This is a genomic window from Gloeobacter kilaueensis JS1, from assembly GCF_000484535.1.
In the GTDB taxonomy this organism is placed as follows: Bacteria; Cyanobacteriota; Cyanobacteriia; order Gloeobacterales; family Gloeobacteraceae; genus Gloeobacter; species Gloeobacter kilaueensis.
Window position 1 is genome coordinate 1,350,752 of record NC_022600.1, and the last position, 22,169, is coordinate 1,372,920.

Genomic DNA, 22,169 nt, shown 5'->3' on the forward strand with positions numbered 1-22,169 from the left:
GGAGCGCAGGCGACAAAGATGAGAGCGGTCTTAGATTGAGTACTTACAAAAATGTCTTCAGTTGACGACTTTCATCTCACCGATCTGCCAACCCGCCGGTGATTTGATCAGCGCGTAGCGCACGCGGTAAGGCCGATCGTAGGAGCGCGAGGACTGCAACTGGTTGTTGGTGTAGAAGTTGGCCACCTCGGACACTTCGGCGACGACTTCGACCCGGTCGGGGCGGGGGCTTTTCACTTCGTCGATCTTCAGTTGCTTGAGGCGGTACTTCCAGTGCTCGCCTGCCTGCCGGGTCTGCTCTGCCCGGTCGCGCCAGATCTGTTGGGTGTTGCCGGTGAGCAGTGCCTGCATTCGGGCTGTCTGGTGCTCGGGCCCGAGGGCTTGCTGCTTGGCCTGCTGCCAGTCCTGCAGAATCTGGGTGATCTGGGCGGTGGAGAGGGCGGTGCCGCCTGTAAGGGGAGCAACGGGGGCAACGGCAGCAGGGGGACGGCTGGGCGGCGCTGGAGTTGCAGCGACGAGCGGCGGTGCAGGGTTTGCCTCAGGCTTGGGCGGATTGCCTGGGGCCGAGCGCTGGGACAGTAGCCAGCCGCTGCCGAGCAGAAAGACAGCCACCAGAGCGGCAGCAGCCGGCAAGAAGGGCGGCGGCAGCAACGTGGGTCGGCGGCGGCCCATGAGCGGTTGTTCGTCTGTGGCAGGGGCGACGGCGCGGTCGAATACTGGCCGGTTTTCGCGGCGGTCGGGGCGCGAGCGGCGCTGATCGACGGCCCCGGCTCCCACGGGTTGCTGTTGCTCGAGGTAGCACTGCACGAGGGGACTGGCAAAGTAGGACTGCAGGCTGAAACTTTGAGAGCGCAGATCGCGGAAGAACGGCAACACTTCCTGGGCAAACCACTCGTCCGCATAGCGGCACAGCCCCGGCAGTTGGTCCGGTGCCCCCAGCGAGAGATTGGCGATGTACTCGGTGGCGGGCTGCTCGCCGGAGCGCTCGATATTCTTGAGCGCTTCTTCGGTCTGGCCCAACAACAGAGCACAGAGAGCCAGTTCGATATAGACGTCCTGGCGCTGGGCGAGCTTGATGAGGTGGCCACGGGCGCGCCGCACGCAGGGGGGATCGCAGGCGGTATAGCCCCGCGCCAGCAGTGCCTGCACCGCCAGATACTGCGCCGCCGGGGACGGACGGGCCGCCTCGCGCTCGAACAGTTCGAGTTGCTCAGCGACGGTCAGCCGCAGGCGCACGTACTGGACGAACTGGACGAACTCCTCGCGGCTGAGTCCGGATTGATCGTTGCCTGCCCCCTCAATGCCCTCGCGCTCGTCGAGGACTTCCGAAAGCAGAACAAAACCTGCCCGGCGCTGCAGTTGATTTTCCGGTTCCACCGGAGCAGCCAGTAGTTGCAGGATCCGTTCGGGCCGCCAGCGCTTGATGAGCGCCTGCAATTCCTGCTGCACACCGAGCAGGCTGCCGCCGCCACTCAAGATCGAGAGGGCCGCCTCGACTTCCTGGCAGGCGAGGGAGAGCGCTCCCTGGCGGTAAGCGTCGAGGGCGAGCATCCGGTGGGTGAGGGCGAGCACCAGCCGCACATCCTGGTTGTCCGCCTTGAGCGCCTCCGCTTCGCGCTCGAGGATGGGCTGGTACTTGCCCAGCTCGAATAAAAACAGCAGACCAACAGCCAGTTCCGAGGGTTCAAGTTTCAGGGTGCCGGCAGGCTGATCGCGGTGGTAGCGCTCGCGCAGCACCGGATCTTGCAGAACGGTGCTCGCGTCTTTGAGCAGGCGCTCGCGCGCTGCCAGAAGCGCCGCTGAAAATTCGCGCCGGGGTGCCTGGGCGACCCGATCCGTGTAGGCAGACTCGACAAGTCCAAAGGCGCACTGCGGTGGCAGCCCAAGGATCTGGTAGTAGTCAAGAGGGAAGGCAACGACTGGATCAGGACTCATAGCGGACGCGGTGGAGTCTTTGTTCAAAAGAATAACCCCTGCGCCTGCAAATGTGCGGAAGCAAACACTCAGTGTTCAGAAACCGTCATCTAATGACTGTCGGTGCGCATAAATGCTTAGCGGATATACTGTAGAGAGTTGTTGCGGGTTGCAAAGGCATGATCTACGTTACGGCCATCGCCGCCGTGGTCAGTCTGGCGATGGCCATCCAGGTGTTCATGACCGGCGTCGGCATCCTGCTGGTGCTCGAAGCGTACCTGCAATCGATCGACTCGCCCCTGTGGCTCGCCTTCAATCAGATCAATCCATTTTCTCAGTTGAGTCGTTCCTGGAAGATCCTGGGAGGCACCAGTTGTCTTCTGACCGGCGTGCTCGCCAACGTGCTGATGCGCTTTAGCTACGGCACCATCGTGCCGGGCGGATAGAGACCGGCGCTGAGGGGCCGGTTGACCAGCGAAGCGCTGCCGAGGATGGTACCGGCGGCGATCGTTGCCTGGGGGCCAAGGCGGCAGTACTCGCCGATGTAGCAGGGAGCCTCCAGCTGCGCCTGGGGATCGACCTCGGCGTTTGGGGCAATCCAGATGCCCGGCCTGTGCTCGCGGGCCGCGAGGCTGTAGGGCATGTGGCCTGTGAGAATATCGCTGTGGGCCTGCCAGTACTTGGCAGGATTGCCGATGTCGAGCCAGTAGGCGGACGAGACAAAGCCCAGCACCGGCTGAGCGGCGGCGAGCAGGCCCGGAAAGAGCTGGCGCTCGAAACTCCAGGGCGTGGCAGCAGGCACCGGGGCGAAGATGTGGGGCTCCAGCACGTAGGTACCGGCGTTCACCGTGTCGATCCCCAGCCGGGCGGCTTCCTCGGCGGTGGGTTTTTCGCGAAAGGCGAGCACCCGATCATCAGAATCCAGCTCGACCAGGCCAAAGGCAGTGGGATCTTCGACGCGGGTGAGGGCGATTGTGGCGACGGCACCGGCGCTCCGATGGGCGGCGATCAGTGCTTTTAGATCGAGGTCGGTGAGGATGTCGGCGTTGAAGACCACCAGCGGCGCACCGCTAAACAGTGGCTCCGCCAGTTTGACGGCTCCTGCCGTGTCGAGGGCGGATTCTTCGATGCTGTAGCGGATACGGACACCGAAGCGGCTGCCGTCGCCGAAGTACTGCTGAATCTGGTGCGCCTGGTAGTGGACGTTGATCACGATATCGGTGATGCCCGCCTCCCGGCAGCGCTCGACCAAAAAGACCAGAAAGGGCCGCTCAAACAGCGGCAGCATTGGCTTTGGCATCTGATAGGTTAGAGGCCGTAGGCGCGTTCCTTTTCCCCCTGCTACGATCACTGCCTGCATCGGACGGCCATCGCTCCTGCATGTATCTCGAAAAACACCTTGCGATATAATCTGCGGCAGTGTCAATCCCGCTATTTATCTCAGCGATGAGGTTTGAGTGAGCAAAACAACCCAGCCCCCTGCGGGCCGGTCTTCGTGGAATAGCTGGCTGCTTCTAATCGCTGTGGCGATCGTGACCTGTCTCGGGGTGGCCGGGGGAATGACACTCTGGTTCAGCAGGCCCTTCGAGAACAATCAGCACGACAAGACCAACGCCCTTTTTGAGGCGGCCCAGTTGGGCAACGACCTCAACATTCTGGTGCTGGGGACCGATGTCGTCGCCGACCGTCGGGCCACCGCCAGCGGCTTCAAGCCACCGACCAACTCCTTCGATGGCCGCAGCGACACGATCTTGCTGGCGCACTTCAACCCCGAACAAAAAAAAGTGAACGTGCTTTCGGTGCCCCGCGACACGCGCACCGAGATTCCTGGCCACGGCGAGCACAAGATCAACGTCGCCAACGTCTACGGCGGCCCGGCTCTGGCGGCGCGCACGGTTACCCGGCTCACCGGGGCAGAGATCAACCGCTACGTGCGCATCAACACCCTGGGGGTCATCCAGCTCATCGATGTCCTGGGCGGTGTGACCGTCTACATCCCCCGGCCCATGAAGTACAGCGACGACTCGCAGCACCTCTACATCAACCTGCCCCAGGGCTGGCACACGCTGAGCGGCCTGCAGGCCCAGCAGTACATGCGCTTTCGCGAAGATGGCCTGGGAGACATTGGCCGGGTCCAGCGCCAGCAGGGCGTGCTAAGGGCACTTGCCGAGCGGGCTGTCCGTCCCGAAAATTTGCTCAAGATTGGACCGATCCTCGATACGGTCAAAAACAACATCGACACCAACCTGACGGTCGATGACATCTTTGCCCTGGCCAAATTTGCGACCCAGATCGACCTCAAGCAGGATCTGCGCATGGTGATGCTGCCGGGCCGCTTCAGCCGTCCCGACGAATTCGAGGTCAGTTACTGGATTCCGGAGCGGCGCAAGGCGGCCCACTTAGGCGAGCAGTTCTTCAACGCACCGGCCACCGGCAGCGAGCCCACCGAAAAGACGCCGCTTTTGCCGGGGCAGATTCGCCTCACGATTCAAAATGCCACCGGCACGCCCGGCATGGCCCGCAAGCTCGGGCATCTATTGCAAAAGCAGGGCTTCCGCTCGATCGGCTACGCTGCCGACCGGCCCGATCCGATCTGGCGCAGCGAGATCATCGCCCAGGGGGGCAACCTCGAGGCGGCCCAACTGGTGAGCGACGCGCTGCAGGTGGGGGCGATCAGTGTCGAATCCACCGGTGCCCTCGATTCGGATGTCACCCTCAGGCTGGGCAAGGACTGGCTCAAGCGGCGCGCCGAGCAGCAGCAGAGTACACCGCAGTAGCGCTACGGTTCCGCCTGGAGCTGGGTGGGCATACAGACCCGGCGGCGGTTATCGACAAAGCAGTTGACCGCCTCAAAATTCCGCTGGCCCAGAGCGGTGCGCGGAATAAAAAAGTTGTCGGGAATGTAGCGGTAGGTCGGTTTGCCGCTCGTGGCGTCTCGCGGCTCTGAACCGGCGAGCAGAATCTTTTTGTTCCGGCAGGTGCGCAGCTGGATCTGCTGGGTGATCGTTATCTGTTCGCCGTCCGGCAGCGTGTAGCGCACCTGCGCCTCGCCAAATTCGCCGCGCATCGTGAGCCTCCCCTGGTGCTGGATCTCGCCGTAGAGAAACGCCAGCGCGAAGCGGCCATAGAGATAGTCGCTCTTTTGCGCGGTTGTGCATTCGATGCTCAAGGAGGCAGAAGCCCGCGCCACCGGGGGCAAGATCGCGAGCTGAAAACAAATAGCGACGGCCACCAGCTGTATTCGCACGTCGTCCTCTCCGTCCTGCCAGTCATTTTAGAAGCTTGCGCCCCTGAGCAGCGTGGCGACGCTCTCGATGTGGTGCGTCTGGGCAAACATGTCCACCGGCTGCACCCGCTGGAGCTGGTAGCCGCCCTGGACGAGGAGGCGCAGATCCCGCGCCAGGGTGGCCGGGTTGCAGCTCACGTAGACGACGCGCAGTGGGGCGAGGCGCAAGATCGTCTCGATCACCGCCGGGTCGCAGCCCTTGCGCGGGGGGTCAAGAACGAGAATATCCGCTGCCAGGCCCGGCAGGCACTGCTCGACCGCGCCTAACTGGAACTGGCAGTTGGTGACATTGTTGGCGCGGGCGTTGATCCGGGCCTGCTCCACCGAGCGCGGGTGGCTTTCGATACCGATCACCTGATGGGCGCTTCGCGCCAGGGGCAGGCTCAACGTGCCGATGCCGCAGTAGGCATCGATGACGCGCATCTGCGCTGTTGCTGCTGCGGCCTCGACCACCAGCCGGGCCAACCGCTCCGCCTGGCTGGTGCAGATCTGAAAAAAAGTCGTGCTTTCGATCCGGAAGCGAAAGCCCTCCAGTTCGTCCTCGATAAAACCCTGACCGGCGACGCAGCGCGTCTCGGGGCCAAAGATCGTGTTGCCGCGCCGGCGGTTGGTGTTGACGCAGACGCCCATCAGGGCCGGGAACGCTTCTTGTAAGTGGGCGGCGGCGGCCTCGATGCCCGGCAACTGCTCGCCGTTGATCACAAAAGTGAGCAGCATCTGGCCGGTGCGTTCGCCCACGCGCAGGCTCACGTGGCGGATAAGCCCCCGGTGCGGTTTTTCGGCGTAGATGCTCCAGCCGTAAGTCCGGATGCAATCGCCCACCGCAGCCAGTAGCGGATCGAGCCGCTCGTCTTGAACCGGACAGGCCGCAAGGGGCACGATCTGGTGGGAATCCTTGCGGTAGTAGCCGATCACCACCTCCCCCCGCCGGTTGCAGCCCACCGGAAAGGTCGATTTGTTGCGGTAGCCCAGAGGACGAACCTGGGCTATCACCGGTTCGACAGGCACATCTTCAAAGCCGCCCAGATGGACGAGGGCGTCCTGGACCTGGGAGCGCTTGGCTGTGAGTTGGGCCGGGTAAGCGACCGCCTGCCACTGGCAGCTGCCGCAGCGGTCCGCCACCGGACAGGCCGGTGTGACCCGTTCGGGTGAAGCTTCGAGTACCCGGCGCACCTGGCCAAAGGCGCAATCTTTTTTAAGGTGGACCAGCCGCACTTCGGCCCGGTCCCCCGGTACGGCGTCGCCCACAAAGAGCACCCGGCCATCGGGCAAGCGGGCAATCCCGTCGCCGCCAGCCGCCAGGGCTGTAATTTCGACCGTGACCAGTTCCCCTTGAAGTGCGGCAGCCGTCACCTAGGACGCGCCCCACCACTTCATCGCCAGGCCGAGGCGGACCACACCCCAGAGCACGGCGAGGGCACCGATGCAGATCCAGGTGCCCGTGATCATGAACTTGTAGATCGAGCGGCCCTGCTCTTTGGTGATCGGGACGCCTCGAAAGATGCTTTCTTTGTCGGGGTTGCCGTAGAGCGCGCCCATCTCGCTCTTGCGCCGCTTGCTCTCGCCCATCGCGCCTTCTCTCGCTGCTTTTTTTAAGTGTATCTTTGGCGCAAAGTGCGATCGTCCGGGCGCTAGGGCGATCGCACTGCCGCCGCAGATTCTGGCCGCTTGTGCTCCAGCGCTGCGTCGCGGCGGCCAGCCAGATTCTCCCTGCGGTCCGCCTCGACGGGGGAGAGTACACCGACGCGTTGATTGTGTACCGGGAGGTGGGAAGGGGAGCGGGGAGCTGAGCGCACCGCCGAACACGGCCCAAACCAGAGGGCGAACACGAAAACCGGCAAAACCAGCAGCAAGGCTCTGAGGCGAATGGCAAGCGAGCAAGGAAGGGCCGGAGCGATCATCTTTTTCATCGTGCGGATACCCTGAATCGACAATAAAAATTCAACCCGCCGGCAGCAGTAGCGGTGCCTCAGCGGTGGCGAGGCCATTGCTTTGGGGAGGCAGTGGGATCGAGAAGGCGGCCACCGTCACCGTCGAGACGACGATGGCGAGCAACACCAGATGCAACAGCACGTCGAACGGGGTATCTTTGATCATCTCGGCTACACCAATATCGACAGCTTCACTCTAAAAGTTCAGGGCTCCAGGTTCGCTCAAAGAATGTGGGCAGGCTGTGAAGTTGTGCGAGGAGACAATCGCAGAGCCTCACCGCCGCTCATAAAATCTCACAACTGGTGCCCGGCGGATCCGCTATCGTACTGCTGATAGGATCCACACCCATGAGCAGGTTCACTTCGACGATCGAAAAGCTTTTCTATACAGCTATCCAGTGGAGTTTGAAGCACCAGCTGCAGGCGATAGCGATCATCTTGCTGGGCGTGATTATTCCGATCGGTACGCTGGATATTTTGCAGTACCGGGCGATGGTCCAGTACGAGGAGCAGGGCACCGCCGCCTTAAAAGCCCAGATGCAGTATCTGATTGGCCGGACGATCGCCGGAGCCTACTTCAGCTATTACCAGTCGTACTCGCCCATCTTCCACGCCTACGACACGAGCAGACATTCGCTCTTGTTCAGCGGCAAGCCCGGCATCGCCCGCCAGATCATCGACATTCTCCAAAAGAAAAACAACGAGATGATCGTCCAGGACAAGGGCCGGCAACCCCACAAGGACGAACGGCTGGCCCTGTTCATGTTTGCCCGCGAGGCGGATAAAAACTGGCAGCTCTCCTTTGCCCGCGATTCTAATACCAGCCCCCTGCGGGAAGCGGCGGTCCGCCGGGCGGAAGCGCACTTTTTTACCCTCTCGCCCCGCCGGCAGGACACGGGCTTTCAGTTTTTTTACGACCAGCCCACCGGCCTGCTGATGCTGATGCACACGATGTCCCCGGTGCCGTTGCGCGGCGAGGATGTCGTCGCGCCTCCCCGGCCCATCCGGGCGGTGATGGGCGTCAGCCTCGACAAAAAGGAGGTGACCGAGTCGCTCAAGTACCTCCTCAACCGCTCGATGGACAAGCCCACCGCCTTCAACACGTCTCCCGTCGATGCCGCGCTCACCGGCCCTTCTTACTACTTTCAAATTAAAGACGAGCGGGGCAAGGTGCTCTACGAACACCCGCGCTGGCGTCAGAACGTGGATTGCGACGACTTTATCCGGGTCGATTTTGCGATCACCCCCGAGCAGCGCTTCTTGAGTGGCTGGCACGTCTCGGCGATTACCCAGAGCAACCTGCGCCAGGCGACGCGGCGCAGCCAGGCGCAAATTTTGATCGCCAACGGCGTCGTCGGTCTGCTCATCGGGGCGCTGCTGGTGGTGCTCTTCCGGGCCGGACTGGTGGCCGTCAAGGTCTCCGAGTTGCAGACCGACATCGTGGCGGGCGTCTCCCACGATCTCAAGACGCCCCTGGCGGGGATCATCGCCTCCGCTCAGTTGCTCAGTTCCGGTCGGGCCAGAGGCGAGCAGGAAACGCGAGAATTTTCGGGCTACATCCTCTCGGAGGCGCGGCGGCTGACCTCCGTCGTCGAGAAGGTGCTGACGATGGCCAAGCTCGAATCGCGCCAGCTACTGATGAAGCCGACGGCGATCAACGTCACCGAACTGGTCAACCATGGGATCAGCCTCGCCCAGACGGCGTTTCCCGAAGCGATCATCGCCAGAGGCGAGATGGCAAGTGGTGAAATCTACGGCGACTGCAACGCCCTCACGACGGTGCTGGTCAACTTGATCGACAACGCCGTGCGCTACTCGGGCGACCACCAGCCCTGGGTGCGGGTGCAGACCTACTGGAGCGGCTTTGGCGAAAAGCGGGTGCTGCAACTTTTGGTCGAGGACCGGGGGGTAGGAATCCCGGCGGAGGAGCAGCCGTTTATCTTTCAAAAATTCTACCGGGTGCGCAACGGCCTGGTCTGCGACACCGAAGGCACCGGTCTGGGGCTTGCCATCGCTTCGCAGATCGTCGGTGCCCACAAGGGACAGATCCTGGTCGAAAGCCGCGTCGGCATCGGCACTACATTCACCGTAAAGATCCCCTATGAGCAACCCCATTTTGGTCGTTGAGGACGATGAGACCCTGGCCCAGGTGCTGCGCAAGACCCTCGAATCGGAGGGCTACACCGTCCGGCTCGCCCGCGATGGCCGCGCTGCCCTCGAACTCGGCCACGAGCCGGGACTGCAGATGATCATCCTCGATCTGATGCTGCCGCGCATGAGCGGGCTGGAAGTCTGCCAGCGGCTGCGCCAGGACAACATCAGCACGCCGATCATCATGCTGACCGCCCGTGGCCTCGACACCGATAAGGTCTTTGGCCTCCGGCTCGGAGCGGACGATTACCTGAGTAAACCCTTCAACATCGACGAATTGCTCGCCCGCATCGAGGCCGTCCTGCGCCGCAGCACCCACAGCAAACCCTCCCAGCAGGTCAGCGTCGGCGACCTGCACATCGACTTTCAGCGCATGGGTGTCAGCAAAAACGGCACCAGGCTCGATCTGTCCTCGCGCGAATTTCAGGTGCTGGAGTGCCTGTTCCGCAGCGCCGGTCAGACGGTGGACCGTGAAAAGATCTATCAAGAAGTCTGGGGCTACGATACAGCCGTCACCAACCGGACCATCGACTTTCATATCGCCCGGCTGCGGGCCAAGATCGAGGACAACCCCAAAGAACCCCGCTATATCCTCACCGTCCACGGCTCCGGCTACCGCTTCGTCGTGCCCGAATCTTGAACCCTCCAGCCGCCTCGGATCGGCAATACTGAGACGTGTGCGCGGAGAGACGACGTGGAGAGACGACAAGCTGGCTTCAGTCTGGTTGCCCTTGGCCTGCTGCTGTTTCTGGGCGGCTGTGCCGGTGAGCGCAAATTACAGGTAGGCTTCGCCGGGCCGCTCTCTGGGCCCGTTTCACCGGTGGGCGAGGACGCCCTGGCAGCGGCCCGGCTGGCGGTGGACGAGGCCAACCGCCGGGGCGGCATCAAGGGGGCCACAGTCGAGCTAGTAGCAGTCGATGACGAGGCAAAACCGCAGACGGCGGTAGCCGTCGCCCAAAAACTCGTCGATACGCCGGAGGTGCTGGGGGTGATTGGCCACCTCAACTCGGGCTGTTCGCTCCCGGCCTCCGGGATCTACCACAAGGCAGAGCTGGCGATGATTTCTCCCGGCACGGTCAACTACCAGCTCACCGAGCAGGGCTTCGCCAACGTCTTTCGGGTGGTGGGGCGCGACGATGTGCAGGGGGCGCAGATCGCCCGCTTCATCGCCCGCGAACTGCGCGCCGACAACGTCGCCATCGTTCATGACAGGACGGCCTACGGCGAAGGGCTGGCCGAATTCGTCCGCCAGAACCTCGAGCGCCAGTTCGTCAAAGTTTCTGCCTTCGAGGGGATCAACGTCGGCGACAAAGATTTTCGGGCTCTGCTCACCCGGACGATCGCCCGCAAACCGGATGTGCTCTTCTTTGGCGGCCTCTTTACCGAGGCGGGGCTCATCGGTTCCCAGGCCCGCGCCCTGGGTTTTAAGGGTGATTTTGTCAGCGGTGCCGGAGCCAAAGAGCAGGGGCTCATCGACCTGTTGGGCAAAAGGAGCGAACGGACCTATCTGAGCGGTCTTGCGCTTGAGAACGGCAACAACTTCAGCGCCCGCTATCAAAAAACCTACGGCCATCCCGCCGGTCCCTTCGCCCCTTACACCTACGACGCCACCCGCGTTCTGCTTGCGGCAATTGCCGCGACACCGGGCAAAGAATTGCCGGACCGGCAGGCGGTGGTCGCCGCCGTCGCAAGGACCCACGACTTTGCCGGTCTCGGAGGGCCCATCAGCTTCGATCGCAAGGGCGATGTGCTCAGAGCACCCTTCGCCTTCTTTACGATCGAAGCCGGCCACTTCGTGCCCTACGGCGACAGCGCGCCCTAGAGCAAAACCAGCTCCCTTAAGCCACCGGTCGGGGCTTGCGCTGGTTTTTGAGCTGCTGGTACTGCTGCTGCTGTTCGGGGGTCAGGACCGCCAGGATCTTCTGCTCGGTCTGCTCGTGGGCCTGCTTGAGTTGCGGCTGCAGACCGACGATCTGCGCCTCGATCGCCTGGGACTTCGAGACATCGCCGGCCTCGCGGGCGGCGCGCTGCTGCTCCATCAGACTGCGCATCTGCTGCATCAGGGGCCGGTTCTGCTCGCGGCTGGCCGTCCAGATCTGCTCGATCTGCTGCTTTTGGGTGTCGGTGAGGTTGAGCTGGCTCAGCCAGCGGGGGCTGCCGTGCTTGGGGTGGTGCGCCTCGGTCGGAGCCGCCTCCGGTGTCTGAGCAAAGGCTGCAGGCCCACTGGCAAGGACTGCCAGAGCGGCAAGTAGGGCAATCGGTCGCTTCATGCCATCTTCTCCAAGGGGAATTACTGAACTACTGTTATTGACGAGCCGGGTGCCAGCAAGTTCAGGGGTGCTCACAGCCTACTTGAAGAGCTTCTAATCTGGCTCTCGAAGCTAAGATCTTTGCTGTATAAGCTTTACATCTGCTGCAGCCAATCGCATCGGTGCAAAGATCCCCGATTTTAGCCGTCAAACTCGACCAATGGCCAGGCAAAAACCCGTCAAAATTCCAGGTCGAGGCGTACAAAAAAAGCTCCGGGGGCCGGAGCTTTGGGTGAGTCGAGGCGGCGAAGATCGGCCCGCTAGACTCCGACGTTGGCCCCCTGGCTGCCGGTAAAAAGTTCGACCTTCAGAACTTTGCCCCCGGCTTTTTGAATGCGCTGCTGCTCACCGAACCAGTTCTCGTAGGGCACGAGCTTGGTAAAGAAGGTGTTCTGCAGTTCGCGGCCAGTGCGCACCCGCTTGAGGCTGGGGATGCAGGCGGTGACTTTGAAATAACGGCTCATGTGGTTCTCCCGTCAAAAGAGGGCGAGGGAGCGGCGTAGCCGCCCCCTGTAGTGTCGAAACTAGCTCAAGCCCGAGGCGAGATAGTCGAAGTAGACACCCGCTTCCTTGGCGGCGTCAGGGCCCACCAGGCCACCGACCACTTCCTTCATCGCCTGGATGCCGCCGACGGTCGCAGCGATCGGCACGCCCAGGGAGTTGTAGGTCTCCTTGAGGCCGTTGAGCACGCGCTCGTCGAGGATGGACGGATCGCCGGCAAGCATCGCGTAGGTGGCATAGCGCAGGAAGTAGTCCATGTCGCGGATGCAGGCGGCGTAGCGGCGGGTGGTGTACATGTTGCCGCCCGGACGGGTCAGATCGGAGTAGATGAGCGCCTTGGCAGCCGCTTCTTTGATGATCGTCGTCGCGTTGGAGGAGATGACCGCAGCGGCGCGCACGCGGGTCGCCCCGGTGGAGAAGTAAGCCTTGAGCTTGTCGAGGGCAGCGCCGTCGAGGTACTTGCCCTGGACGTCGTAGTTGTTGATGACAGCGGTAATTGCGTCTTGCATGATTGGTAAACTCCTGATGGTTCTCGCTTAAAGCTCGTTACTGCATCGCACCAACGAGGTAATCGAAGTAGAAACCGGCCTCGGCAGAGTCTTCGCCGGAGAGCAGGCTGGTGGCAACGCTCTTCATGGCGCGCACACCCTCGGCAACCGCCGGGATGGGAGTCTGCAGGGAGTTGTACATCTCCTTGACACCGATTACGCCGATTTCCTCGATCGGGGTGACATCGCCGGCGACGATGCCGTAGGTGATGAGCCGCAGGTAGTAATCGAGGTCGCGCAGGCAGAGGGCAGTCATCTTCTCGCCGTAGGCGTTGCCGCCGGGGCTGACGACATCGGGACGCTTCTGGAACAGCTGATCGCCTGCTTGCTTGACGATGCGCTCGCGAGCTTCGGTCAGGGTTTGGGCGATGCGCAGACGCCGTTCACCAGAAGCGACGAAGGACTTGATGCGATCGAGTTCGCCGGGGCTCAGATAGCGCGCCTCGGCATCAGCGCTGACAATCGCTTTGGTAAGAACGCTCATTAAGGTCTTCCTCCCTTAAGTGGTCAGTTGCGACTGGGTTCTCCTTGTTCCTCCACTCATCCCCAGCTGATGGGCAGATGGATGCTTCTCCGGGCACGGACCCGGAAAACTTGTCAATCCCCAGAATGCCACAGGTTGGTGCATTTGGGGGCACCGGGCAGTCGCGAGGTGCGAGTGCGGACGGAACGTCGAGGGTTTCGGTGAACAGATGGCTGCATGGTAAACACGACTTTCCTGGTAGAGCGTGCCTAGCGTCTGCTTGCGTACTGGTAACCGGTGTAGGTCGGCGAAAGGCTCGACCACGACTGGTTGATCTGCTCTTCGTCGTTGATTCGGATACTGGCGCGGTAGTTGCCGGCGGGCAACGTCGGGTAGCGCCGGTAGGGAACGATATCTTCGTTGAAGACAGATAAGTACTCCGGTGAATCGACGATCGCATCCACTGCCGCCCCAAGCCCCTTCGTCCCGAGAATCTGGACGTAGGTGCTGATCTCCTGCTGGGAGATCGGGGCACGACCCAAGAAGTGCTTGGTCAGCAGTTCGACGACCTTGGGACTGGGATAAGGCTCAAAGAAACGCTTGCGGTAGTTTTCTGAGCGGCCAAGCCGCCGAACGAACTCGCGCACCGAAATTTCGTTGTTTTTGAGCTTGGACTCCGCCTCGCTCAGGCGCAAAAAGCCCGGCGGAATACCGGCGAAGACGTCCATCACCTGGCGGTAGATGGCGTTGATCGCCAGATCTTTGTCGGTGCGCGTCGCCTGGGGGGTGACCCGGTAGACGCGCTCCAGCTGGCGGCGGAGGGTACCGACGCCTACCTCGACGGACTGCCCGCCGCTGCGGCTGGCCACACCCAGCTCAAGATACATCGGCTTGCTCATGTCGAGTTGCAGCTTGCTCGCCTCCAGCTTCTGCAAGCCCGCCTGCACCAGGGGCATTGCCGCGATGTCCATCTTGGATTTAATCGGCTTGAAGCTGGGCACCACCAGACTGTCGTCCTGGCGGGTGAAGCGGTTGTAAAGCTCGACGGAGTTGGGATAGTTGGCCGCCGGCAGGGTCGGGAACTGCCAGGAAGGCACCGTGTCTTCACCGAACAGCCGCCCGTACTCCTCGCTATCGACGAGGGCACCGACCAGCGCCTTGTAGCCCTGGCGGCCCAATAGCCCGTGGTACTTGATGAGTTCCGCCTGGGTTTTGACTGCCCGGCCCAAAAAGTGCTTGAAGGCAAATTCGACGACTTTCGTATTCGGATAGCGGTCGTGGAACTGCCTGCGATAAAGCTCCGATTGGCCCAGCTGGCGCACGAATTCTTTGATCGAGATTTCGCGGTTGCGCAGGCGGCTTTCGAGGTTGCTGAACTCCTTGCGGATGTAGCTTGCGATGTCCTTGTCAAAGACCTGGACGTAGGTAGCGGTGATCAGCGCGTCGGTGGAAGCCCGGTCCGTCGCCTCGGACTGCTTGAAGACCTTGCGCTGGCGCTTGAGAGCCGGTACCCCCTGATCGACGTACAGCTCCGGCAACGCTCGGGTGTTGATCGGTGTGCCGAGGGCCATGACGCTATCCATCAGGCGGCTGTTGTCCTCGCGGGGGCTGATGGCGGCGGGCGTCTTGAGCACTTCTGTCGAGCCGGAGCGGATCTTGCGCAGGTTGAGCCCCGCCGGGGTGAGGTAGCGCTCGTAAGGGAGCACGTCCTCGCCAAAGGTCTCCTGGTACTCAGCCGAATCGAGGATCGCGTCGATGACGCCGTAGAAGCCTTTTTTGGAGGCGATGTCGAAGTAGCGGTTGTTTTCGACCCGGTCGTAGGTGGGCCGGCCCAGCAGCCGCCGATGGATGTACTCGATCGACTTGCAGACGTAGAACTTCTCCCAGTAGAGCTTGCGGAAGATCTCGGACTTGGCGAGGGCGCGCACGAACTCCTTGACGTTGATCTCGCCGTTTTCGAGCTTGATCTCAGGTACACTCAGCCTCTGGCCGCTGTAGAGCTGGCGGCCAAAAATCTGCTGATAGGCGGCGGTGATCAATGCCTGGACGCTGCCCTCGTTGCCGACGACACCGGCATTTTGCACAAGACCCTTCGAGCGTCCCCGGTTGGCCTGGGTGAGCTTGAAGACCTTCGGTCCGAGGGTGGTGGCTGCCGCTTGTGCTCCGTCGGGGTTGCCCCGCTCGTTGGTGATCGGATTGCCGTTGCGGATCAAGATGCGCTTGACATCTTTACCAATCGGAGCCGGGCGCTCCTGGGGATTGATCGTCGAACTCTTGAAGATCGCTCCAAATTGAATTTCGAGCGGGTCGTTGCCGGAACCGTAGGGGTGCTGGTTTGGCAGGGGCTGGGTGTAGTCGGCAAATAAGGTGATGAACTGGGGCACCTTGCGGCGCGGTGCGGCGTAGTTGTAAAGATCGTAGGCCGCCCCCCAGTTCCACGACGGCTGCGCCTCGACCCCCAGCGACCGCTCGTAGGGCACCGTGTCCTCGCCAAAGATGCGCGTGTACTCTTCGGAGTTAATCAGCGCATCGACGAGGGCGTACAGGCCGCCGCTCGGAATCGACGACTGGCCGCGCACGTTCGGGCTTGAAATAATCGAAAAGTATTTTTGCACCTCGGCCCGCGACTCGGGAGCCCGGCCTAAAAAGTGCTTGAAGGCCAGCTCCAGCGCCCGCGAATTGATAAAGGGCGTGTAGAACTGCTGGCGGTACAGTTCGGACTTGCCCAGGCGGCGAATAAATTCGCGCACCGAAATTTCGCCGTTTTTGACCTTCGATTCGGCGTCAGAGAGCCCCTGGCCGTAGGGCTTGAGGTCGCGCTCAAAGACCTGGCGGTAGGCGGCGCGCACGACGCGCTCTTTGTCGTCGGCGGAGAGATTGACCTTGGGCCGCCCGTCCGCGCCGTAGATCACGGGCATCTTGAAAGTCGTCAGCGAATCGGCTGAGAGCTTGTAGATCGCGGGGAGCTTGAGGCCGGGCCGGTCCTCCGAGCTGGGCCGCACGATGTCCGGCGGCGCGTCGGAGCGGTCGTTGTCGAGGGCGCGGATGACGACGCTGAAGTAAGAAGACACCAGCTTTGCATCGTCGTCGTCTTTGAAGAGGCTGGAAGCTACCTTGCGCATCTCAAGCAGGGCGACGATCGTGGCGCTGATCGAGCAGGCTTTTTCGATGATCTCGCGCAGGCCGAGGGTGTTGGCCTCGAGAATATTCGGATCGCCCGCCAGAATCGCGTAGGTCAGATAGCGCAAGAACCAGTCCAGATCGCGGATTGATTTTTGCATCCGCTCCGGGCCGTAGCGGGCAATATTGATCGGCTCAAAGTCGGGCGGGACCGCAAAGTCACTCGCCGCCCGCACCGTGCCGCCGCTGCTGCGGGTCGAGAAGATGGATTTGAGGGCGTCTAAAAAGTTGCCCCGGTCCTCGACGATAGGCTCATTGCCAAATTCGTCGTTGCCGGGGGTGCGCCGGGCCTGGGCCTTGGCCTGCTGGCGCTCAGAGTAGGCCATCGGGCTGCCGCCGACAAAGATACGGTTGGCAGCGCGCGAGACGATCCGCTCGGCGTTTTCGGTCAGCGTCGCCACGATCGCGACCCGGCGCTGGCCGTCCGCGAAGAAGCGATCGAGCTGGGAGACTTCGCCGGAATTTGGATAACGGTCCTCGGCGTTGATCGTGCTGATCGTCTCGGTCAATACCGTCTTATACAGGCGCGGACGCGCTACTGTGCTGCCACTGGTTCCCCTGATACTCATGCAGACACTCCCGTAACATTTGACTCAAACCAGAGCAAGATTGCCCGGCGAGTCCAGAACATGTCACCAGGACACGGGAGTCCAGGAGCACAATCGTCATCGACAACAGACCCCAAGATCGCTCCGCACTGTCCCTGGCCAGAAAACACACCCCTCACCACCGGCAAAATCACCCATCAAGAAACGTTGTTAAAAAACATTGCATTTGATGAAGCGCGATTTTGCTCCTTGCAGCTTCGTTTACAAAGAAACCACATCGTCAGGTGGAGATCAACGGCAGCTAAAGATAAGTTTTGTTGCACCCAAAACGCTACGGTAGTAAGCCCAGAGCCGGTTTCAGGTTCTCAGGCGGCAGGGAGCCAGAAGGCGGCGAGGGTGCCTCCGATGCCAAAGCCGAGGGCAGCGATCATCAAGTTGGCGTGCCAGTCGATGAGCAGGTCGTCCCGCCACAAAAGCCAGAGGCCGACGAGCAGACTGGCGGCCAGGTGCAGGCTCACAGCCGCCAGAAAGCTGCCGCAAAAAAGCCAGTAGACGAGGGTTGCCATAGCCCAAAATTACCCTTTCGGCGGGTTTTTGCGGAGAGAAAGCTGTCTGGCGTGTAAAATTTCTTAGTAACAACCGCTAACCGCTCGTTGCAGTGAGATGGCTGTCCTGCCGCTCGTAATGCACTTGAATGTGCAGGCTGTAGTCCCCGACCCGCTCGGAGAAGCAGTCTGGCAGAGGTGGTTTACCGCCTGGTTGAGCGCCTTGCGTCCGGCGGAGCCGGTGGAGTTGACCTTGCGGTTGGTCGATGACGAGGAGATTCGGCAGCTCAACGCCTGCTTTCGCGAGCTAGACGCTGTGACCGATGTCCTCGCCTTCGAGGCCGGACCTGTACTGGAGCCGGCGGTGGAGGGGGAGCCTTTTTATCTTGGTGACATCGTCCTATCTGTGCCCAGGGCGACAGGACAGGCGAACCAGTTCGGTCATGCTATAGAAGCGGAACTGGGCTGGCTGGCTGTTCACGGTCTGCTGCACCTCCTCGGGTGGGACCACCCGGACGAGGCGGCCTGGCAGGCGATGGTGACCAAGCAGGCAGAGCTACTTAAAGGAGTGAACGTCGAGTATGACTGGCCGAGCGTCTACCCAATCGATCGATAAAGCGGCGTCAAGGCGCTCCTGGCGCATCGCTGAGACCCTTTCTAAGAGTTTCTCCTATGCCAGTGCCGGGGTGATCTATGCCACCGCCACCCAGCGCAACTTCCGCATTCACCTGGGCATGGGCACCCTCGCCTTTGTGCTCGGGGCGATGCTGCACGTCAGTTTGCTTGAGATGGCCGTGATTGGTCTCGCTGTCGCCCTCGTGCTCGCCTTTGAACTGATTAACACCGCTCTTGAGGCCACCGTCGATCTGATCGTGGGCGAACAGTACCATCGGCTGGCCGAAATTGCCAAAGATTGCGCCGCTGGGGCGGTGCTGGTGGTCTCCTTTGCCTCGCTGGTGGTCGCCACCTGCATTCTGCTGCCGCCGCTTTGGCATCTGCTCGCCGCCAAACTTCTGCTAGTTTGAAGATAAACGTAGGAGAGCAGGCTGTGGCCACCGATCTGCGTCCCGGAATGCCGGTCAAAGTTGTCAACTCCAAAGATCTGTACTACGGCTTTGAAGGCCAGGTCCAAAAGGTCGTCGATGGCTTCGTGGGGGTCATCTTTGCCGGTGGCAACTGGCTCAAGCACGTGCGCTTCCGGCCCTCCGATCTCGAAGTTGTCGAAGCGCGGGGCAAAAAGCGCGGCAAAAAGTAAGTTCAAAGAGCCGATCCGGGTACTTTACTTTCAAGCGCAACCATCGTACCCGTGGACATTCTCAAAACTTCGCCGGCGGACGAGCTGGCCATTTATCTGTCCTGCTATCCGCCGGCCCGTCGCCCCTACCTGCCGGCGGCCCTGCAACTGTATCGCAGCGGCAATCTTGCTGGAGAGCGGCCCATCGAGGGGGCAGAAGCGATCACTTTTGTGGCCCGCTGGCCCATCAGCGCCCATCCAACCGACCGCATCTGCTGCCAGATCGACTTTATGGACGGTAGCCGGAGGTGGCACTACGCACTGGAACTCACCAACTGCGAGTGGGTAGGCTACCTGATCGAACTTCTCGCTGCCCGCAGCGACGCGCCACCAGCCCTGCCGGGTGCGTTCTACCGCCGTCTTCTGCACAGGCAGTCCTAGACTTTCTCCGGCACGTTCTCGCCTAAAAGCCCGCTCGGACGCAAGAGCAGAACCCCCACCAGCACGATGAAGGCAAAGACATCCTTCCATTCGCTGGAGATATAGCCCGAACCCAGCGATTCGAGCAGCCCGAGCAACAGACCCCCCAGCATTGCGCCGGGAATGTTGCCGATGCCCCCCAGTACGGCGGCGGTAAACGCCTTGAGGCCCGCCTGAAAGCCGATAAAAAAGTTGATCGATTTAAAGAAGACCACAAACAGCACCCCGGCCACCGCCGCCAGCGACGAGCCAAGCACAAAGACGATCACGACGATCGCCCGCGTGTCGATGCCCATCAATTGAGCCGCTTCCATATCCTGGGCGGTGGCGCGCATCGCCTTGCCAAGCCGCGTCCTCTGCACCAGCCAGGTCAGAATCGCCATCGCCGTCACACTGACGCCCATCGTCAAAAGCTGGGGCAGGGTAAGCTGCACCCCGGCGAAGGCCACGCTCCAGGAAGGCAAAATTGTATCGGGCGGCACGCGGTCGCGGCTACCGACGATGAGCCGCATCGCGTTCTGCAGCAGGATCGATGCGCCCAGAGCCGTAATGAGAAGCGACAGGCGCGGTGTCTTGCGCGGCGGGCTGTTGCGGCTCAAGTAAGCGAATAGGCCCCAGCAGGCCGCCGCCGCCCCCGCCCCAACGAGCGGTCCCAGTGCCCAATCGAGCAGGCTCGCTCCGCCATGAATGAGGTGATACAGCCACCAGATGCCGCTGCCGACGGCGGCGATAATTGCCAGCTCCAGCTTCTGCAGCGGTTTTGCTTCGCTCAACAGGGGCCGGTAGGCGAGCCGCTCCAGGCCCATACCCAGCAAAGAACAGACCGCCATCGCCGCCACAAGGGCGATCACAAGCAGGAGCCACCAGGGCAAGCCGATACTGCCCAGCGTAAAGAACACCCCCAGCGCCACGAAGGCTCCGACCATGAACACCTCGCCGTGGGCGAAGTTGATCAGCTCCAGAATGCCGTAGACCATCGTGTAGCCCAGGGCAATCAGGGCGTAGACGCTGCCCAGGGTAATGCCGTTGACCAGTTGCTGAATCAGTTCCTGCAAGAGAATGCCTCACACTGGCGATATTTCAGACAAAGCGTAGCACCCTGTTTCCGGAACCGGGCGGCTCGAAATCGTTTATCATAGAGACTGCTTTGGCGGACGCGTAGCTCAGCTGGCTAGAGCGCCACGTTGACATCGTGGAGGTCGGGGGTTCGAGCCCCTCCGCGTCCATCGCCCCCAAGCCCGCTTCACAGGCGGGTTTTGCTGTTTGTGAGAATAGTAGCTCCGTGGCGCAACACAGAGCACCTGTCCTCAAATACGCACATATTGAGACGTATTTGAACGTATTCGCACGTATTTTGGGTACGATTTGGGTACGAAATCGACTCCCACGATGGGCAAATCCGGTAAAGGGACTGTGGTTATCGAAGTGGCAAACGGTCGCCTTAGACTGCGCTGGAGAGTGGCTGGCGAGCGCTACGCGACGGCTCTGGGACTTGCCGAAGGTGTGGTTAATCGCAAGGTGGCCCAGATGAAAGCAAAGCAGATAGAAGGCGATATCGCCACCTGGGAGTGGGGGATGCAACCGCACTGGCGCATTGTCGAACTCAATGTCTGGGCAGAGCTGCCGGGCTGGGTGAAGGTGCCTCCCAAGCAGTGCCCCCGTCCCTTTACTGAAGAAGAGATGGTCCTCATCCCGCAGGTAGCACTCTACTGCTGGCCGTTCTGCTCGCCTCGCTGCTGGAGGATGTCGAGTATCCGCCGGTTCTCTGTCTGCAATCCCCGGATGTAACCGGAGTTCTCATCGACTCGGGCGGCTACCACGTCGATGCGCCCGATGATGTCGTCGGCCACATCGACCAGATTGGTGATAGCGCTCACGGCCATATTGTTGGCCTCAGCTACTTGAACTGTTAGATCCGCGATGGCTAAGGCGTTGGCATCGGTGCGGGCTGCTAAAGCCTCGATGGCTCGACTGTTGGCCTCTGTCTGCTCAGTCAGTCGGTCAATGCGCCTGTCGGTCGCCGCCTGCTGCCGGATGAGCACTTCGAGGGCGGCCTCAATGCGATCGAGCCTGCTGCCCTCCCCAGAATCTCTCTGTTGGCCTGCCCCCTCAAGGGGGTTGCCGGTGGTCATCCCTGCTCCTCGTTTCCTGCGATTTCTAGTTGCTCGGTGCTCAGGCACTCGGAACGACACAGGCGCTCCAGCACTTCAGAGCGAGTAATGCCTAAAGCCTCTGCAACCGCGTCGATGCGCCGGGTGGCGGTGGGTGTCAACATCACGCGCTGCTTTGACTCGCCCCACTTCCCAGCAGGGGCAAGCCTGTCCCTGGGCATCGCTACGACCCTATGCGCATCTACACACTAACTCTACATGAACCATGGCATGTGGACATATGGCGACTTAATCGTATGCACACGTGCGCACTACTTTTAGAACGCCGCCTGCACCGTGTCGTGGACGTAGAGGACCGATAGCTGGCGAAAGCGGCGCTTGTACTCGCGAACCAGTTCACCGATCGCCAGTGCCGTTGTCGGAGTGGACGGGTAGAGCAAAACGATCACCCGCGATCTTTCGCGCACGAGGGAGCCGCCGGGCGGGCGGAACTGGCCGTTCGCCTCGATGACGGTGAGACCATCGGGAAAGCGGGGAGTGACCACCTCCGCCAGATAATCCTGCCATTCTTGATCGCTCACTGGGGTACCATCCGGCTTGCTGAGGCCAAAGTACAGTTCGTCGCGGGCGAAAGTGCGGAGAACGGGGGCTACCGGGGCAGCGGGGGGAGCCTGAGGGACAGCCTGGGCCAGCGCGGGCGGGGCTGACAGCAGGCGGGTAAGAGCAACAAGAAGAAGGGGACAAATTGAAAGATTCAACGCCATTCCAATCGGCCTCCGATGCGAAAGGTCATACCTGGGGCAGGATTACCGTCGAGGTACTCGTACTGGGTGTCGGTCAGGTTGAAGACGCTGCCGGTGAGCGTAAAAAAAGGTGTGAGGGGGATGGCAACGTTCAAATCAAGGTTGAGGAAAGGAGCGGTGGTCACATCCAGAGCTGCGGCAGTGCGCCGGGGGCAGATGCAGGAT

At 61.6% G+C, this 22,169-nt stretch carries 28 protein-coding genes and 1 tRNA gene; 11 read left to right on the forward strand and 18 right to left on the reverse strand.

Annotated features, from left to right (window positions below):
- Positions 1 to 57: 57 nt before the first annotated feature.
- Positions 58 to 1,935 carry an ARC6/PARC6 family protein gene (locus GKIL_RS22420; RefSeq protein ID WP_023172671.1) on the reverse strand — a complete coding sequence of 626 codons (1,878 nt, stop codon included), beginning with the start codon at positions 1,933 to 1,935 and terminating at the stop codon, positions 58 to 60.
- Positions 1,936 to 2,093: 158 nt separating this feature from the next.
- Here GKIL_RS22420 and GKIL_RS06500 point away from each other — a divergent pair, with 158 nt between their 5' ends.
- Positions 2,094 to 2,360, forward strand: coding sequence for a hypothetical protein (locus GKIL_RS06500; protein WP_023172672.1), 267 nt, complete (start codon positions 2,094 to 2,096; stop codon positions 2,358 to 2,360).
- On the opposite strand, the gene GKIL_RS06505 is transcribed toward GKIL_RS06500, so the two are convergent.
- Positions 2,333 to 3,274, reverse strand: a complete 942-nt coding sequence (locus tag GKIL_RS06505) for a nucleotidyltransferase family protein (protein WP_023172673.1) — start codon at positions 3,272 to 3,274, stop codon at positions 2,333 to 2,335. The two genes, GKIL_RS06500 and GKIL_RS06505, sit on opposite strands and share 28 nt — an antisense overlap.
- Positions 3,275 to 3,371: 97 nt before the next feature.
- On the opposite strand from GKIL_RS06505, the gene GKIL_RS06510 reads away from it, so the two are divergent.
- Complete coding sequence (locus GKIL_RS06510; RefSeq protein ID WP_023172674.1) at positions 3,372 to 4,691, forward strand: LCP family protein; 1,320 nt, start codon at positions 3,372 to 3,374, stop codon at positions 4,689 to 4,691.
- A gap of 2 nt (positions 4,692 to 4,693) precedes the next feature.
- Here the strand turns inward: GKIL_RS06510 and GKIL_RS06515 are convergent, their stop codons facing one another.
- The 5 genes from GKIL_RS06515 to GKIL_RS25220 all read right to left on the reverse strand — a co-directional run bounded on the left by GKIL_RS06515 (position 4,694) and on the right by GKIL_RS25220 (position 7,297).
- On the reverse strand, positions 4,694 to 5,161 hold the full coding sequence (locus GKIL_RS06515) for a hypothetical protein (protein ID WP_023172675.1): 468 nt from the start codon (positions 5,159 to 5,161) through the stop codon (positions 4,694 to 4,696).
- A 27-nt stretch (positions 5,162 to 5,188) separates the two neighbouring features.
- Positions 5,189 to 6,553: a 23S rRNA (uracil(1939)-C(5))-methyltransferase RlmD gene (gene rlmD, locus GKIL_RS06520; protein WP_023172676.1), complete on the reverse strand. Its 1,365-nt coding sequence runs from the start codon at positions 6,551 to 6,553 to the stop codon at positions 5,189 to 5,191.
- Entirely contained in the window at positions 6,554 to 6,769 is a 216-nt protein-coding gene (locus GKIL_RS06525) for a DUF2839 domain-containing protein (protein WP_023172677.1), read from the reverse strand.
- A gap of 62 nt (positions 6,770 to 6,831) precedes the next feature.
- On the reverse strand, positions 6,832 to 7,110 hold the full coding sequence (locus GKIL_RS06530; RefSeq protein ID WP_023172678.1) for a hypothetical protein: 279 nt from the start codon (positions 7,108 to 7,110) through the stop codon (positions 6,832 to 6,834).
- Positions 7,111 to 7,141: 31 nt separating this feature from the next.
- Positions 7,142 to 7,297, reverse strand: a complete 156-nt coding sequence (locus GKIL_RS25220; protein WP_023172679.1) for a hypothetical protein — start codon at positions 7,295 to 7,297, stop codon at positions 7,142 to 7,144.
- A 182-nt stretch (positions 7,298 to 7,479) separates the two neighbouring features.
- On the opposite strand from GKIL_RS25220, the gene GKIL_RS06535 reads away from it, so the two are divergent.
- Genes GKIL_RS06535 through GKIL_RS06545 form a run of 3 tightly spaced genes read left to right on the forward strand, consistent with a single transcriptional unit; the run spans position 7,480 to position 11,104 of the window.
- Positions 7,480 to 9,258, forward strand: a complete 1,779-nt coding sequence (locus GKIL_RS06535) for a sensor histidine kinase (RefSeq protein WP_023172680.1) — start codon at positions 7,480 to 7,482, stop codon at positions 9,256 to 9,258.
- Complete coding sequence (locus GKIL_RS06540; protein WP_023172681.1) at positions 9,233 to 9,922, forward strand: response regulator transcription factor; 690 nt, start codon at positions 9,233 to 9,235, stop codon at positions 9,920 to 9,922. The genes GKIL_RS06535 and GKIL_RS06540 overlap by 26 nt, the downstream gene beginning before the upstream one ends.
- Positions 9,923 to 9,976: 54 nt before the next feature.
- Positions 9,977 to 11,104: a branched-chain amino acid ABC transporter substrate-binding protein gene (locus tag GKIL_RS06545; protein ID WP_023172682.1), complete on the forward strand. Its 1,128-nt coding sequence runs from the start codon at positions 9,977 to 9,979 to the stop codon at positions 11,102 to 11,104.
- 16 nt (positions 11,105 to 11,120) lie between these two features.
- On the opposite strand, the gene GKIL_RS06550 is transcribed toward GKIL_RS06545, so the two are convergent.
- The 6 genes from GKIL_RS06550 to GKIL_RS06575 all read right to left on the reverse strand — a co-directional run bounded on the left by GKIL_RS06550 (position 11,121) and on the right by GKIL_RS06575 (position 17,397).
- Positions 11,121 to 11,552: a Spy/CpxP family protein refolding chaperone gene (locus GKIL_RS06550; RefSeq protein ID WP_023172683.1), complete on the reverse strand. Its 432-nt coding sequence runs from the start codon at positions 11,550 to 11,552 to the stop codon at positions 11,121 to 11,123.
- Between the two features lie 299 nt (positions 11,553 to 11,851).
- A complete protein-coding gene (locus tag GKIL_RS06555) occupies positions 11,852 to 12,055 on the reverse strand; it encodes a phycobilisome linker polypeptide (protein ID WP_023172684.1) in 204 nt (67 codons plus the stop codon).
- Positions 12,056 to 12,115: 60 nt separating this feature from the next.
- On the reverse strand, positions 12,116 to 12,601 hold the full coding sequence (gene apcB, locus GKIL_RS06560) for an allophycocyanin subunit beta (protein ID WP_023172685.1): 486 nt from the start codon (positions 12,599 to 12,601) through the stop codon (positions 12,116 to 12,118).
- Between the two features lie 37 nt (positions 12,602 to 12,638).
- On the reverse strand, positions 12,639 to 13,124 hold the full coding sequence (gene apcA / locus GKIL_RS06565; RefSeq protein WP_023172686.1) for an allophycocyanin subunit alpha: 486 nt from the start codon (positions 13,122 to 13,124) through the stop codon (positions 12,639 to 12,641).
- 248 nt (positions 13,125 to 13,372) lie between these two features.
- On the reverse strand, positions 13,373 to 16,852 hold the full coding sequence (locus tag GKIL_RS06570) for a phycobilisome rod-core linker polypeptide (protein WP_023172687.1): 3,480 nt from the start codon (positions 16,850 to 16,852) through the stop codon (positions 13,373 to 13,375).
- A gap of 344 nt (positions 16,853 to 17,196) precedes the next feature.
- Positions 17,197 to 17,397 (reverse strand): hypothetical protein, encoded by a 201-nt coding sequence (locus GKIL_RS06575; protein WP_023172688.1) that lies wholly within the window; start codon positions 17,395 to 17,397, stop codon positions 17,197 to 17,199.
- A gap of 97 nt (positions 17,398 to 17,494) precedes the next feature.
- On the opposite strand from GKIL_RS06575, the gene ybeY reads away from it, so the two are divergent.
- From ybeY to ebsA, 4 genes are read left to right on the forward strand one after another with little or no spacing between them, the layout of a single operon-like run.
- Positions 17,495 to 17,992: an rRNA maturation RNase YbeY gene (gene ybeY, locus GKIL_RS06580; protein ID WP_023172689.1), complete on the forward strand. Its 498-nt coding sequence runs from the start codon at positions 17,495 to 17,497 to the stop codon at positions 17,990 to 17,992.
- On the forward strand, positions 17,958 to 18,401 hold the full coding sequence (locus GKIL_RS06585) for a diacylglycerol kinase family protein (protein ID WP_023172690.1): 444 nt from the start codon (positions 17,958 to 17,960) through the stop codon (positions 18,399 to 18,401). Before ybeY ends, GKIL_RS06585 begins: the two co-directional genes overlap by 35 nt.
- Before the next feature lie 23 nt (positions 18,402 to 18,424).
- Positions 18,425 to 18,631, forward strand: a complete 207-nt coding sequence (locus tag GKIL_RS06590; protein WP_023172691.1) for an NAD(P)H dehydrogenase subunit NdhS — start codon at positions 18,425 to 18,427, stop codon at positions 18,629 to 18,631.
- A gap of 51 nt (positions 18,632 to 18,682) precedes the next feature.
- The gene (ebsA, locus tag GKIL_RS06595) at positions 18,683 to 19,051 is read left to right on the forward strand and encodes a type IV pilus biogenesis protein EbsA (protein ID WP_023172693.1); all 369 of its coding nucleotides are present in this window, start codon (positions 18,683 to 18,685) and stop codon (positions 19,049 to 19,051) included.
- Here ebsA and GKIL_RS06600 read toward each other — a convergent pair.
- Positions 19,048 to 20,145, reverse strand: a complete 1,098-nt coding sequence (locus GKIL_RS06600; RefSeq protein WP_023172694.1) for a branched-chain amino acid ABC transporter permease — start codon at positions 20,143 to 20,145, stop codon at positions 19,048 to 19,050. The genes ebsA and GKIL_RS06600 overlap by 4 nt on opposite strands.
- A gap of 97 nt (positions 20,146 to 20,242) precedes the next feature.
- Between GKIL_RS06600 and GKIL_RS06605 the strand changes: the two genes are divergently transcribed.
- Both GKIL_RS06605 and GKIL_RS25865 read left to right on the forward strand, forming a co-directional pair.
- Positions 20,243 to 20,316: transfer RNA gene (locus GKIL_RS06605), tRNA-Val, on the forward strand.
- Between the two features lie 163 nt (positions 20,317 to 20,479).
- Complete coding sequence (locus tag GKIL_RS25865; RefSeq protein WP_023172695.1) at positions 20,480 to 20,878, forward strand: Arm DNA-binding domain-containing protein; 399 nt, start codon at positions 20,480 to 20,482, stop codon at positions 20,876 to 20,878.
- Here GKIL_RS25865 and GKIL_RS24125 read toward each other — a convergent pair.
- From GKIL_RS24125 to GKIL_RS24605, 4 genes are all read right to left on the reverse strand, one after another.
- Complete coding sequence (locus GKIL_RS24125; RefSeq protein WP_023172696.1) at positions 20,797 to 21,222, reverse strand: hypothetical protein; 426 nt, start codon at positions 21,220 to 21,222, stop codon at positions 20,797 to 20,799. The two genes, GKIL_RS25865 and GKIL_RS24125, sit on opposite strands and share 82 nt — an antisense overlap.
- Complete coding sequence (locus tag GKIL_RS06615) at positions 21,219 to 21,365, reverse strand: hypothetical protein (RefSeq protein WP_223173810.1); 147 nt, start codon at positions 21,363 to 21,365, stop codon at positions 21,219 to 21,221. The genes GKIL_RS24125 and GKIL_RS06615 overlap by 4 nt, the downstream gene beginning before the upstream one ends.
- Positions 21,366 to 21,518: 153 nt before the next feature.
- Positions 21,519 to 21,959: a DUF3574 domain-containing protein gene (locus tag GKIL_RS06620; RefSeq protein ID WP_051382703.1), complete on the reverse strand. Its 441-nt coding sequence runs from the start codon at positions 21,957 to 21,959 to the stop codon at positions 21,519 to 21,521.
- Positions 21,956 to 22,129, reverse strand: coding sequence for a TonB-dependent receptor (locus GKIL_RS24605; protein ID WP_023172699.1), 174 nt, complete (start codon positions 22,127 to 22,129; stop codon positions 21,956 to 21,958). The genes GKIL_RS06620 and GKIL_RS24605 overlap by 4 nt, the downstream gene beginning before the upstream one ends.
- Between the last annotated feature and the right edge of the window lie 40 nt (positions 22,130 to 22,169).